At 45.8% G+C, this 12,283-nt stretch carries 13 protein-coding genes; 4 read left to right on the plus strand and 9 right to left on the minus strand.

What is annotated here, in order from left to right:
- Positions 1–10: 10 nt before the first annotated feature.
- Positions 11–529 (minus strand): hypothetical protein, encoded by a 519-nt coding sequence (locus LZG94_RS03135; protein WP_233790490.1) that lies wholly within the window; start codon positions 527–529, stop codon positions 11–13.
- 134 nt (positions 530–663) lie between these two features.
- On the opposite strand from LZG94_RS03135, the gene LZG94_RS03140 reads away from it, so the two are divergent.
- Complete coding sequence (locus LZG94_RS03140; RefSeq protein WP_233790491.1) at positions 664–966, plus strand: iron-sulfur cluster assembly accessory protein; 303 nt, start codon at positions 664–666, stop codon at positions 964–966.
- A gap of 9 nt (positions 967–975) precedes the next feature.
- Here LZG94_RS03140 and LZG94_RS03145 read toward each other — a convergent pair whose 3' ends face one another.
- Positions 976–1,548, minus strand: a complete 573-nt coding sequence (locus LZG94_RS03145; RefSeq protein ID WP_233790492.1) for an NUMOD4 domain-containing protein — start codon at positions 1,546–1,548, stop codon at positions 976–978.
- A gap of 119 nt (positions 1,549–1,667) precedes the next feature.
- Between LZG94_RS03145 and LZG94_RS03150 the strand changes: the two genes are divergently transcribed.
- The gene (locus LZG94_RS03150; RefSeq protein WP_233790493.1) at positions 1,668–2,027 is read left to right on the plus strand and encodes a CoA-binding protein; all 360 of its coding nucleotides are present in this window, start codon (positions 1,668–1,670) and stop codon (positions 2,025–2,027) included.
- A gap of 3 nt (positions 2,028–2,030) precedes the next feature.
- Here LZG94_RS03150 and LZG94_RS03155 read toward each other — a convergent pair whose 3' ends face one another.
- From LZG94_RS03155 to LZG94_RS03175, 5 genes are all read right to left on the minus strand, one after another.
- Entirely contained in the window at positions 2,031–3,032 is a 1,002-nt protein-coding gene (locus LZG94_RS03155) for a 3-oxoacyl-ACP synthase III family protein (RefSeq protein ID WP_233790494.1), read from the minus strand.
- Between the two features lie 33 nt (positions 3,033–3,065).
- Positions 3,066–3,773 carry a CDP-diacylglycerol--serine O-phosphatidyltransferase gene (pssA, locus tag LZG94_RS03160; protein WP_215233577.1) on the minus strand — a complete coding sequence of 236 codons (708 nt, stop codon included), beginning with the start codon at positions 3,771–3,773 and terminating at the stop codon, positions 3,066–3,068.
- Positions 3,774–3,794: 21 nt separating this feature from the next.
- Positions 3,795–4,433: an MBL fold metallo-hydrolase gene (locus LZG94_RS03165; RefSeq protein ID WP_233790495.1), complete on the minus strand. Its 639-nt coding sequence runs from the start codon at positions 4,431–4,433 to the stop codon at positions 3,795–3,797.
- 142 nt (positions 4,434–4,575) lie between these two features.
- The gene (locus LZG94_RS03170) at positions 4,576–5,286 is read right to left on the minus strand and encodes a hypothetical protein (protein WP_233790496.1); all 711 of its coding nucleotides are present in this window, start codon (positions 5,284–5,286) and stop codon (positions 4,576–4,578) included.
- Positions 5,287–5,372: 86 nt separating this feature from the next.
- A complete protein-coding gene (locus LZG94_RS03175; RefSeq protein WP_233790497.1) occupies positions 5,373–6,050 on the minus strand; it encodes an SAM-dependent methyltransferase in 678 nt (225 codons plus the stop codon).
- 104 nt (positions 6,051–6,154) lie between these two features.
- Here LZG94_RS03175 and LZG94_RS03180 point away from each other — a divergent pair, with 104 nt between their 5' ends.
- Positions 6,155–6,586 (plus strand): hypothetical protein, encoded by a 432-nt coding sequence (locus LZG94_RS03180; protein WP_215233573.1) that lies wholly within the window; start codon positions 6,155–6,157, stop codon positions 6,584–6,586.
- On the opposite strand, the gene LZG94_RS03185 is transcribed toward LZG94_RS03180, so the two are convergent.
- Positions 6,579–7,355: an alpha/beta fold hydrolase gene (locus LZG94_RS03185; RefSeq protein WP_233790498.1), complete on the minus strand. Its 777-nt coding sequence runs from the start codon at positions 7,353–7,355 to the stop codon at positions 6,579–6,581. The two genes, LZG94_RS03180 and LZG94_RS03185, sit on opposite strands and share 8 nt — an antisense overlap.
- A gap of 471 nt (positions 7,356–7,826) precedes the next feature.
- Here LZG94_RS03185 and LZG94_RS03190 point away from each other — a divergent pair, with 471 nt between their 5' ends.
- Positions 7,827–11,231 carry a TonB-dependent receptor gene (locus tag LZG94_RS03190; RefSeq protein ID WP_233790499.1) on the plus strand — a complete coding sequence of 1,135 codons (3,405 nt, stop codon included), beginning with the start codon at positions 7,827–7,829 and terminating at the stop codon, positions 11,229–11,231.
- A gap of 81 nt (positions 11,232–11,312) precedes the next feature.
- On the opposite strand, the gene LZG94_RS03195 is transcribed toward LZG94_RS03190, so the two are convergent.
- Positions 11,313–12,221 carry a patatin-like phospholipase family protein gene (locus tag LZG94_RS03195; RefSeq protein WP_233790500.1) on the minus strand — a complete coding sequence of 303 codons (909 nt, stop codon included), beginning with the start codon at positions 12,219–12,221 and terminating at the stop codon, positions 11,313–11,315.
- Between the last annotated feature and the right edge of the window lie 62 nt (positions 12,222–12,283).

Below are 12,283 nucleotides of genomic sequence, written 5' to 3' on the forward strand. Positions count from 1 at the left end.
TTGTCTGTACTTAAAAAACCGTCCTGATCTCTTCTTTCAATACCTTCAAAGCATGAGCTGCGGGCTGGACTTCCTTTTCGATCACTTGCGAAAATATCTTTTTGGCCAGTTCAGCAGGGGCAGCTTCGCCAGGTACGTCGGTTGCCGCCTGGTTAATCGCCGCTACGGTTTCATTCATCGCATTCGTGATCTGTTCCCAGGCATTAGTGCTCATATAAAGCTGCTGGGCCACATTGTGATTGTATTCATCCCGAATTTCCTGCAAAAGGATCTGCTGCAATTCCAGTGCGCTCATAGCAGATGGTACCAACCTGAGTAACAAATTGCTGGGCGTAATGCGTTCCAGAAACAGGCACATGCGTTCATAAGCCTGTAACCGCAGCGGCAGTGTGATCTCGATATTCTTTCCCCTGATATCCCATTTCTGCTTTTCAAAAATCTTGTCTGCTACCGTGGTGATCGTCATGTATATTCCGAAGGTGACGATCGCTCCGAGGAGCAGCACGATCAGTATCATTTGGTATTCCATATAAAATTGAGTTTCATGCCAAAACGAAATGCAAAACTAGCGGATTGCCAGAATTAGCTATTATTTATTTGAAATAGCGAATGCAATAGGAGGGAAGTGTGTTAAGATATTTGTCTGAACAAGAATAGCAATTTATGGAAAGTCCTGTCCAACTTACGGAGAACGCCAAGCTGGAAATTATATCTACGCTGGAAGCAAACAAGATCCCGGATACTTATGGGCTGCGCGTCGGGCTCAAAGGCGGTGCGTGCAGCGGTACTTTCTTACTGGGTTTCGATACAGCAACCGATTTTGATCAGACTTATCTGGTCGAAGGGATCAAAGTGATCATAGATAAGCGTCACCTGATGTACGTGATCGGGGTATCTGTTGACTACGAAGAAGGTTTGAACGGCAGCGGTTATACGGTTTCCGCAGCTGATAAAAACGTAGAATAACTTCTGATTTTATTCTTCAATAGTTACATGTTTCCAGTTCTCTCCTGACCGGATCCTGTTCAGCTGCGTGTGTGTGATACCAAACTGTTTTGCGATCATTTTAAGGCGATTATTATCGTTTTTAAGCAACTTTTTAATAATCCGCACCTTACTTTCGGTAAGCTTGTAATTCTTGGTCCGCCTTGGGATTACCCGGTTTATAAAGGCTGGATTTTCACGGTTGTGTTCGATCATTTCAGCCTTTGTCACCCATTTCAGGTTTTCATAGTAATTGTTCTGCTTTTCGAAATCAACGTGAATCACAAAGTTATGGTCGGTATCCGGCCTGTCCAGAAAATATTCCGCTACCAGTTTGTGCACGTACCTGTTGATCGTTTTTCCACCTGCTACCCTGATATTCAGCGATCTATATCCCTGAATCACCGATCCTTTTATAACTACCCCTTCCTTTGGGTTGTTTTGAAAACTTTTTAGTCTGCCATAATTAGATACTTCGTAATGAGGAGCGTTCTCAATCTCGTCGAATTTAATTTTAGCCCACTTTTCGTTCCAGAAACTCCGACTTACATTTAACTCATTCATTTTTATAAAGATATTATTAGGTTAATAGGTTTTGAAACGAAATCAATATTGTTGTGTGTTCTTTTAGCGTGCTGGAATGCATTTTTTCGCGTTCCTGTTTTTCATCAAAACTAAATACCATGAAACGTACGCTGATTATAGGTGCCACTTCCAATCCTTCCCGCTATGCTTATCTGGCTGCTCAAAAACTCAGGAACTACGGTCACCCGATCATTCTCGTAGGCCGGAAAAAAGGGTCTGCGCTGGGCGAAGAAATTCATCAAGAAAAAACAAATTGGGAGGATGTGGATACCGTAACACTTTATATCAACCCCAGCCACCAACCTGAATATTACGATTACATTGTCTCATTAAATCCCAAACGCGTCATTTTCAACCCCGGTACTGAGAACCCTGATTTTAAAAACATCTTGTTGGCTAAAAATATCATACCAATAGAGGGTTGTACGCTGGTAATGCTTTCAATAGGGCAATATTGAGAATTACCACTTAATCAGAGCCGAAGCCCACGTAAACCCGCTTCCGAACGCAGCCAGGCAAAGCAGGTCCCCTTCCTTTAACTTTCCTTCCTCCCAAGCCTCCGACAATGCAATAGGTATGGAAGCGGCTGTTGTATTTCCAAACCTTTGCAGGTTGTTGATCACCTGTGATTCGTTCAGGCCCAGTTGCTGCCTCACATAATCGCTGATCCGGATATTAGCCTGATGTGGCACCAGCAGGTCCAGGTCCGCCGCCGTGTATCCGTTGGCTTGCAGCGCTTCTCCAATTACCTCTACAAACCGCACGATAGCGTGTTTGAATACGGCATTCCCATTCATATATACATTAAATCCACCGTCCTCCAGCAATTCCTTTGTAACAGGGCGGTCGGGCCGGCTGCTGCCGGGATCGCGAACGTAAAGTTCTTCTGCATAACGGCCGTCGGCGTGCAGGTGTGTAGATAATATACAGTGTTGGGGATCGTTCGTTGCGGTAAGGACTGCCGCGCCGGCGCCGTCGCCAAAAATGACTGCTGTGTTTCGTCCGGCGGTACTTTTATCGATCCACGAGGACTGTATTTCCGAACCCACCACGAGCGCGTTTTTATACATACCCGATTTGATAAACTGGTCAGCGATGGAAAGCGCATAGACAAAGCCCGAGCATTGCTGTCTGATATCGATTACCGGTTTTCCATCCATTCCCAGCTCTCGTTGCATTAAAAAGGCAGAGCCCGGGAAAAAATAGTCGGGGGTAATGGTTGCATACACGATCACGTCGATCTCGTTGGCGGTCAGTCCTGCACGGTCGAGAGCCTGGCGGGAGGCTGCTGTGGCCATACTGTAATTGGTATCCTTGCCATATTCAAAATACCGGCGCTCGCGAATGCCCGTTCTTTCCTGGATCCAGGCGTCCGAAGTTTCCATCCACTTGCTAAGATCGTCGTTCGTTACCACGTTTTCAGGGACGTAGTAACCAAGGCCAGTTATGCGCGAGTATGTCATATTTTGTTTAAATTCTTATATCAATTTTAATGATCACACACCACTGCGCTTCCGCACATTTTCAAAAACGGATAGCAGAATGTAGACGATCAGAATTAAGGGTACTGCCAATATTTTTAAAGTCACTAACAGCACGACCGATGTGATGATCAAAACAAATCGTGCCTCATTTCCCTTCCACCCAAAACTTTTGAATTTCAATGCAATAAGCGGCAGCTCCATCACGAGCAAATAGGACATTACCACCGCGAGTATCAGCAGGTTAGTAGTATTGATGATGATATCTTTCCAGAATGCATCTTCCGTGAGCAGTATAACCGGCAGGGAAGCAATAAGCATTGCATTCGCCGGGGTCGGTACGCCAATAAACGAATCACTTTGCCGGGTATCGTTGTTGAATTTCGCAAGCCGGATCGCAGAAAAAATAGCGATTATAAATGCTGGGTAAGCTTTCCAGATGCCCATCAGATCGGGAATGCTCTGCATGAGGAGCTGGTAAAGAATAATGGAGGGGAGTAGTCCGAAAGTGACCATATCCGCGAGTGAGTCAAGGTCTCTTCCTATTGCCGAGCTCACTTTCAGTATTCTTGCAACAAATCCATCAAAAAAATCGAAAATCAATGCTACGCCGATCAGCATGCATGAGATGATCAGGTTATTGTGAAACGCTTCAACCACACCGACGCAGCCGCAGAGGAGGTTTCCGCAAGTGAGCGCATTGGGTATATTTCTCCGGATCATGAGGCGGCGGGTAAGGTATGTTTATCTGAAAAAAGGATTGTTTTTCTTTTCAAAACCCACCGTTGTAGGTTCCATGTGACCGGCGTAAACCGTGTAATCGTCTGGTAGTGTGAATATTTTTGTGCGTATACTTTCTAAAAGTGTGGCATGGTTTCCTCCCGGCAGATCAGTTCTCCCGATACTTAACCTGAACAATACATCGCCGCCGATCACAAAACGCTGCGCATGGTTTACAAATGCAACGTGGCCGGGCGCGTGGCCGGGTACAAAAATGATTTCAAGCGCTGTTTCACCAAACTGAAAAACTTCACCTTCTTTTAAATAAGAATCAATTTCGGGTTCATCGAAGCCGTGAAAACCATAGTTGGAAGCGTAAGTTTTCACGGCTTTCAAAAGCGGCTCGTCGAGCTGATGCAATGCAAATGGTATGTCATATTTCCGTTTCAGCGCCGCAATGCCCAATACATGGTCGATATGTGCGTGGGTATTGATCACATAAACCGGTTTCAATGAATTGGCTTCCACGTAGCTCTCAACAGCAGCCAGCTCGGCTTTATCCGAACAACCCGGATCGATGATCACAGCCTCACCTGTCGCGTCGTGGAGAAGATATGTATTTTCAGAAAACGGGTTAAAAACAAAGCTCTTTACCTGTACCATACTCGTCGGTTTGTCACATATTGATAAGCGGCGAAGTTACAAAAGACTTTGCAAACCCGTTTGCCGCGTTTCTCCAATTGTATGTTGGTAAATACAAAAGCCGCGCTGCATGTGATTGCAGCGCGGCTTTTGACAGCTTTTCCTAGTTAAGGTTTTGTTCCGTAGCTGTAATTCTAATTCTATTATAATAAAGTCTCGTGAGCCCCTCAAATCCTGAATCAGTCCCCACATAAAACCAAAGCTCTCCGCTTGCATTCGTTTTGATCAGAAATGGTTTGTCCGTGTTGTTCCTGTTTACCAAGACATAAGTGGTATCCGAAGTTCCATTTGAAACGTCGCCGAGAACGATCCCGTCGACACCGCCTTGCGATTGTATGCCTTTGTCCAGATTGAATACATAGTTAATACCTTGAAGCCGGGTAATAGGCTCCACCAGTGTTACGCCCGCCTTTACATACACCGCATTTGCAGTTGAGCCGCCTGCTCCAATACTGCCCTCCGGTGCCTTCGTTCCCAGGTCAATATCAAAAACAACTGAATACGTTTCATTAGGCTCAAACCCGGTAACCTTCTTTTTCAAATACATAAACATATCGTCGCTGCGGTTATTGCTCTGCATCATAAATGCATACTGCGAGGTATCGAGACCGAATGGGAGCCGCGTGCGGCCAAAACGAAAGGCAATACTGGCAGTGTCAATTTTCGTATCAAATTCCGCCAGGCCGGGAGCCCAGCCGTCTACACCCGTTTCAAAATTGGAATCGATCGTTGAAATAGCGTCCAGACCTTCGTCGCTGCATCCCCAGAGGGTCAATGCGAATAAAAGTCCTGCGCCTGAGATCCATTTTTTCATATTTTAATTTCGATTGCTGTTGATGTTGAGGAAACGATTGCTTTTCCATGGAGCGGTTTGCATGCGCGATGGTTGGAAGCAACTGGCTAGCCTATTAAAAAAATAGTAGGTCGTTTATGCAGGTCCGGTTTGTTCGATTTCCAGTTTTTAACAGGCATTGTTTTGATAAATTCTTCCGGCCCGGTTACTTCCGCGGCAATACAAAGAAAGGTATCTGGCATGCAAGCTTCCAATATCGCTTCCAGCAACTGGTTGTTTCTGAATGGCGTTTCCATGAAAATCTGCGTCTGCTGGCGCTGCCTGCCTTCCCTTTCCAGCGTCTGGATCATCTTTTTTCGCAAAATTTTGTCAATCGGCAGATATCCGTGAAATGCGAAAGACTGCCCGCTCATGCCCGAGGCCATTAATGCAAGCAAAATAGAAGAGGGGCCCACAAGCGGAACAACATGGAAACCAAGCTGGTGCGCAATATGAACTGCCACTGCGCCCGGGTCGGCCACACCGGGACAGCCTGCTTCTGATATAATACCTGCATTGGTCCTCAAATTTCTGAGCGCACCGGCGGTTTCACTTTCAGGTGTATCTTTGGTCAGCTCGATAAATGTCAGGTTATCTATTACTTTTCCCAATTTGAGGCTGCTGATAAAACGCCGGGCAGTCCGTGTATTTTCGACGAAAAACACATCCAGCTCGCCGATTACCCGCAGGATCTGCGGACTGAGTACCGAGTCCTGCGTGCCTTCCGCCAGAACGGTGGGGATCATAAAAAGTTTTATAGCTGATTCGGTCATAGCGATTTGTAAATGTTGCTTCTTTCCAACCAATCAAACAGTATTCGAATCATTAGAACTATACAAACTTAAATACAATGAGAAGGCTTTTATATATCACCCTGTTCTTATCCGTTCTGATTTCCTGTAAAAAAGACAGTTTCGACTACATGCCTAGCATGGCTGAGATCAACTCTCTTGGCGGAAAATGGTACCTTACCGAAGTTGAAAGAGTGTCGATCGATAATAAGAATGTATGGGAAAAAGTGCCTGCTGCGGCGACAGACACGCTGATGTTCCGCAGCGACGGCGTGATCCTTTACGCAGACGGACTTCCCATGTGTTGCTCCCCCAAATCGCTCCTCATCAATGGCCGCCTCATCGATATCAAACCACAATTTGCATTACCAGCAAACGATTTCTGTGCGAAGGTTAACTGCGCATTCTGCCCGCTCTGGGAACTGACGGTCAATCAAGACGAAATGATCATTTCTTCCTGCAACAATTTCAGAAGGAAATTCGTCAGATAGTTTCGTCGAGAAAATTCATCAGTACCGACACAAAAGCTTTCGGCTGTTCGGCCTGTACCCAGTGCCCCGCATCCTGGATCGTTTCAAGCTTTGCCTGGGGAAACAGTTCTTTAATTCCCGCCATATCTTCATCCTGAATGTAATGCGAATTGGCGCCGCGGATAAATAGTACCGGCGCCTCTACCTGCTTTTCAGACTTTATTTCTGCCCCCACTTTCGGCATATAAGATGTGAGTACCGGCAGGTTAAACCGCCAAGCAAAACCGCCTTCATCTGTTCTGTAAAGGTTTTTCAACAAAAATTGGCGCACCGCCAGAATAGGTTCGTACCGACTCAGAATTTCATCCGCCTCATTCCGCGATTCGATCTGATCAATCGGAATGGCATTCAATCCTTCCAATATTTTAGTGTGGTGAATAGGGTAACCTTTTGGGCCAATATCCACAATAACCAGTTTTTCAAAAGTACCGGGGTAAGTAACTGCATATTCCATCACCGTTTTTCCGCCCATTGAGTGGCCGAGCAGGATCGGGTTTTCGATATGGTGCTCTTTGATAAACCCTTCCAGATCTTTCGCAAGTGTAGGAAAATCAAGCGGCGCTTCGTGCGGAGAGCGCCCGTGGTTTCGCTGGTCTACCAGATACAGCTGATACCCGTGATCTGCGATCGCTTTACTGATCGTGAGCCAGTTGTCCAGAAATCCAAAAACGCCGTGAAGAATCAGCAACGGTTTCCCGCTATCTCCGATCTTTTTATAGTTGAGTTGCATTTGCTCTTTGGGTTCAATAAAAGTGGTGGTACTAGATAGTAACAAAAGAAGGCTACAATTGTTCAGCAGGAAAATTTTTAGAATATTTTTTTCAAATGCCTTTCCTGCCGAGCTTCTTTCGTTCGGCACGCTAAGTATTTAAAATTTAACAAAATCTTAACATAGTGAATTATGGCTTATACGTCCGTACAAGGTAATTCTACATAAAAAGCCCATTTCAGGCTGTGGATAACGATTATCAGACATTCGAAAAGGTTATAAAATTATAATAACCAGCGTTTTGGTAAATGTTTAATTATTGCTTTAATAAAATTCATTATTCCAATAAATCAGGTAGTTACGTATATTAGTATTGCATTTTAGTAGGATTTTGATTTTTGTTTCTCAATCTAAAAAGGTATTATTTTGCAGTTAATGGTGCTTGTCACCAGAAGTGAACCACTAATAGTACAAACCTAATCACCAAAGTTTATGAGAAGGAAAAGTTTACTTTTCAGGGCAGTGTTTACCGCACTGGTTGCTACTTCATTGTTTTTACTCGGAGGGCAACTACAGGCGCAGGTAACTACTTCCGCAATTAACGGGACGATCACGGACTCCAAAGGGGAAGCGCTCCCGGGAGCCACGGTGGTAGCAGTGCACGAACCGTCGGGAACGCAATATGGTACCGTAACCACCGACGCAGGCAGGTACAGTTTTCCATCGGTCCGGATTGGGGGACCTTATAAAGTGACCGTTACTTTTGTAGGCTTCTCGGAGCAAAGCAAATCCAACATTTTTGCTGAACTCGGTACAGCCAGCAATATCAATATCGTACTTACAGAAGGCGGGACCGAGTTACAGGAAGTAGTAGTTACTTCAGGTGCAGGCCAGGTTTTCAATGGGGAAAGAACAGGCGCTGCGACTTCGGTGAACAGCGAGCAGCTGAGAACTTTACCAACCGTATCAAGGAGCATCAGTGATTTCACCCGGTTGACACCTCAGGCAAACGGTAACAGCTTCGGTGGTCGCGACGGTCGTTACAACAACTTCCAGGTTGACGGAGCAAATTTCAATAACGGTTTTGGTTTGAATGATAACCCGCTTCCGGGCGGCGGCGGTCTGTCTTTGGATGCGATTGAAGAGATTCAGGTAAATATCGCACCGTTTGACGTTCGTCAGAGCGGTTTTTCAGGAGCTGGTATCAATGCAGTAACGCGCAGCGGGACAAACAAACTGACAGGTTCTGCTTACGGATTTTACAACAATCAGGATTTACAGGGCAAGAAAGTCGATGGAAGTGAGATTACCAGACCAGACGCGACCAGCCAGACGATCGGTTTGAGATTAGGTGGTGCGTTGGTGAAAAACAAATTGTTTTTCTTCGTGAATGCAGAGCAGATCAAGAAAACAGGCTCAGGTGTAGGTGCAGTGAACTTGTGGAGACCGTCGGAAAATGGTATTGCTGACCAGACACAGAATATCTCGCGTACAACCAGAGCAGATCTGGAAGCAGTTCGCAATCACCTGATCAACCGCTGGGGTTACGATCCGGGCGCTTATGAAGGTTATGCAAATGACAACAGCGAAAAAACGACGAGCATATTGGCCAGGATCGACTGGAACATCAATAACAAGAACAAACTGGCAGTTCGCTATAATCAGGTAGAGAGTTCAGCTCCTTCTTTGGTGAATGCAAACTCAGGTGCTAACCCGCGTACACCTTTCGAAAGTGGTCGTGTGAGCGCGCTTTCAATGGCATTTGCAAATACAATGTATTCAACCAAAAACATTGTACGCTCAATTACAGCTGAATTGAACAGTGAGATCACCCCGAAACTATCGAACCAGTTCCTTGCTACTTACAGCCGCATTCAGGCGACCCGCAGTTCGCCAAGTGCTGAGTTCCCGATGATCGATATCGGTTTTGCAGGCGACAATCTGAGAGACCCGGCTACTACTACTTATCAGAACTACATTACAGCAGGTTACGAGCTGTTTACTTACGGTAACGACGTTTTGAATGACAATTTCAGCTTTATCAATAACCTTACTTACGTAACCGGTAAGCACACATTCACAGGCGGTATCAGTTTTGAAATGCAGAAATTTGGTAACAGATACCTGAGAAACGGTACTTCTTACTACCGCTATGCTTCGGTTGAGGAATTCCTGGCAACAGGTACACCGAATGAGGTTGCACCTTTGCAGTTTGCATTGACTTATCCTTACGAAGGCCAGGATCCTTACGCTCCTGTAAAATACGGTCTGCCTTCGATCTATATTCAGGACAAATTTGACGTAAACGAAAGACTGACCATTACAGCAGGACTTCGCGCTGAAATGCCAGTATTCCTGAATGATCTGACAAGAAACTCGGCAGTTGATACTTTGAGATTATTGGGATTGAATGGTGCTGAGCGTACTTACGACACTGGTTCTTGGCCTAAAACGCGCGTGATGTTATCTCCGCGTGTTGGTTTCAGGTGGGATGCAAAAGGCGATAAGTCACTGATCTTCCGCGGAGGTACAGGTATTTTCGCTGGTCGCGTGCCGTTTGTTTGGCTTACCAATATGCCAACTGGTCTCGGTGTGATCCAGAATGTGGTTGAGCCGGGTAGCTATGCAGCTTCTGCGCCGTGGATCGGGGATATTCGTTTTCAGCCTGAGAAATATTACTGGCTGAACAATACGCCTGCCAGCGCAGCGAATGTATTTATCAAAAACCCAAGAGCTGGTCTGCCAAGTACATTGGCCCTGGTTGACCCTGAATTCAAGATGCCGCAAATTTGGAGATCAAGCTTCGGTGTGGATTACAAAATCCCGGGAACGCCATTCTCTTTGACAGGAGATGTGATCTATACCAAAGATATTCAGGCTGTTTACCAATTTGGTGCAAACAGAAAAGCAGCTACACAGCGCTTGAATTACAGCGGAGACGATCGTGAATTTTACCCAAATACGGCTTCTTACCAATATAACAGCAGAATCGGAGCAAACTCTGTGAGTGTTTTGAGCAATACTTCAAAAGGTTACTCGGTGAATGCTACGATTGGTTTGACGATGGCTGCGCGCCGCGGATTCTACGGATCGGTATTCTACTCGCATACAACTGCAAAAGGAACAACAGACAACAGCGGATCGAATGCAAGTTCGGCCTGGGGTGCTACGCCGAATATCAACAACCCGAATGACCTGAGCCTTTTCAGTTCTGTGGATGCATTGCCGAACCGCGTGATCGGTACATTGTCTTACCGCGTTGAATATGCAAATCACCTGGCTTCTACATTTTCAGTGTTTTACAACGGGTCTAACCTTGGAAACTACGGTAATGTTACCCAGGGCAGATTTTCGTACACCTATAATGGTGACCTGAACGGAGATGCGATCGGTGCGGATATGTTATATGTACCTCGCAGCGCTTCTGAGCTTACTTTTGATAACAATACCGTAGGCGGAGTGACTTTCACAGCCGAGGAGCAGCGGGCAGCTTTTGATAAATATATCGAGAGCAACGAGTTCCTGAAAAGCAAAAGGGGCGGATATGCAGATCGTAACGGTGGTGTAATGCCTTGGCTGAACCGCGTTGATTTCAAATTCTTGCAGGATATCTTCACAAATATTGGTAAAACTAAAAATACCTTGCAGCTGAGTGTGGACGTGATCAATGCTGGTAACCTGCTTAGCTCTAAATGGGGAGTTCGCCAGGAGCTGATCACAGGCGCTAATATGCCATTGCGCCGTAAAAGCGTAGATGCAAATGGTGTACCGGTATTTACCATGAACACGATTCAGATCGATGGAAAAACGGTTCTGCCGACAGACCAGATCTTCCGTAACAATACGACCACTTCCACTACATGGAGCATGTTGGTAGGTGTTAGGTATTTGTTCTAAAACCAGAAATTACAACATAAGAAAGGCCGGGAGCAGCGTTTGTCTCCCGGCCTTTTTGTATTCAGTCCTTTGCTGGAATTTTTATTCAGCTATTTTCTCTTTTTCTAAAAGTACTTCCATACCTGCGCGGTAACCCTCGACGATCAATCTCGATATATCGTCGGAATTGAAATGCTGTAAATCAAGGAACAAGGGGGTTAATGGGCGGATCACAGTCAGTTTCATTTGCTTGCCCCGCAAAATGGACCTGTCCACATAAGATTCGGCCCAGGCGATATTGCTGTTCACGATCTGGTTGACGGTGATATCTCTTACCCTCTCTATCAGCGTGATCAAATTTCTTGAGTTAATATCCTCCGGCTGGTACAATAGGGGAGAATGACAGGCGATGAGCACGATTTCCGTGGCGCCGTCTTCAATTGCTTGCCGCACGGGCGCTACTTCCCGCATTCCGCCGTCGAGAAAAAGCTGCTGCTCAATTTGTACCGCCGGCATTAGCATCGGAATGGACGAACTTGCAAAGACAAAATCAAGGTAATGCCGGTCGCTGGGCGATACATATTTGATCTCCCCGCTATCTATATTCACTGCCCCTACCTTCACTTTCACAGGCGTGTTTTCAAGAAAATCCTTGTTCACGTACTTTCTGATCATATTATGCAGCGGAACAGGATCTACGATTCCGTCAAACCGGCTCATCAGGGTATTCATTCCGAGCATAACCCTGGAACGCAGGGTAGAGATATCCTGGGGCTGTGTGATATTCTTGATCCAGAATTCGAGCAGCTTCCGGCTTGCAAAAGACCAGTTTACAGTATTCTTCTCGCTGAATTGCCTGCCCGCCTCATTGGCCAGAAAAGTAGTATTCAATGCGCCAACCGAGATCCCGTAGATCATATCCGGTTCAAACCCCTTTTCCAATACCGCCTGGATAACGCCCACCTGAAACGCTCCCTTCATAGATCCTCCCCCGAGGACAAGTGCTTTCATTTAGTTAATGAGTGAATGACTGAATGACTGAATGAGTGAATCCCTTCTCCTTTCCTCCTTCC

The sequence above is a fragment of the Dyadobacter sp. CY343 genome (genome assembly GCF_021390335.1).
Classification (GTDB): Bacteria; Bacteroidota; Bacteroidia; order Cytophagales; family Spirosomataceae; genus Dyadobacter.

What these genes read in the sequence shown, in the direction of transcription:
- LZG94_RS03135 (WP_233790490.1), bottom strand. Translation starts at nt 529, where the DNA reads ATGGAATACCAAATGATACTGATCGTGCTGCTCCTCGGAGCGATCGTC.
- LZG94_RS03140 (WP_233790491.1), top strand. Translation starts at nt 664, where the DNA reads ATGGAAAGTCCTGTCCAACTTACGGAGAACGCCAAGCTGGAAATTATA.
- LZG94_RS03145 (WP_233790492.1), bottom strand. Translation starts at nt 1,548, where the DNA reads ATGAATGAGTTAAATGTAAGTCGGAGTTTCTGGAACGAAAAGTGGGCT.
- LZG94_RS03150 (WP_233790493.1), top strand. Translation starts at nt 1,668, where the DNA reads ATGAAACGTACGCTGATTATAGGTGCCACTTCCAATCCTTCCCGCTAT.
- LZG94_RS03155 (WP_233790494.1), bottom strand. Translation starts at nt 3,032, where the DNA reads ATGACATACTCGCGCATAACTGGCCTTGGTTACTACGTCCCTGAAAAC.
- pssA (WP_215233577.1), bottom strand. Translation starts at nt 3,773, where the DNA reads ATGATCCGGAGAAATATACCCAATGCGCTCACTTGCGGAAACCTCCTC.
- LZG94_RS03165 (WP_233790495.1), bottom strand. Translation starts at nt 4,433, where the DNA reads ATGGTACAGGTAAAGAGCTTTGTTTTTAACCCGTTTTCTGAAAATACA.
- LZG94_RS03170 (WP_233790496.1), bottom strand. Translation starts at nt 5,286, where the DNA reads ATGAAAAAATGGATCTCAGGCGCAGGACTTTTATTCGCATTGACCCTC.
- LZG94_RS03175 (WP_233790497.1), bottom strand. Translation starts at nt 6,050, where the DNA reads ATGATCCCCACCGTTCTGGCGGAAGGCACGCAGGACTCGGTACTCAGT.
- LZG94_RS03180 (WP_215233573.1), top strand. Translation starts at nt 6,155, where the DNA reads ATGAGAAGGCTTTTATATATCACCCTGTTCTTATCCGTTCTGATTTCC.
- LZG94_RS03185 (WP_233790498.1), bottom strand. Translation starts at nt 7,355, where the DNA reads ATGCAACTCAACTATAAAAAGATCGGAGATAGCGGGAAACCGTTGCTG.
- LZG94_RS03190 (WP_233790499.1), top strand. Translation starts at nt 7,827, where the DNA reads ATGAGAAGGAAAAGTTTACTTTTCAGGGCAGTGTTTACCGCACTGGTT.
- LZG94_RS03195 (WP_233790500.1), bottom strand. Translation starts at nt 12,221, where the DNA reads ATGAAAGCACTTGTCCTCGGGGGAGGATCTATGAAGGGAGCGTTTCAG.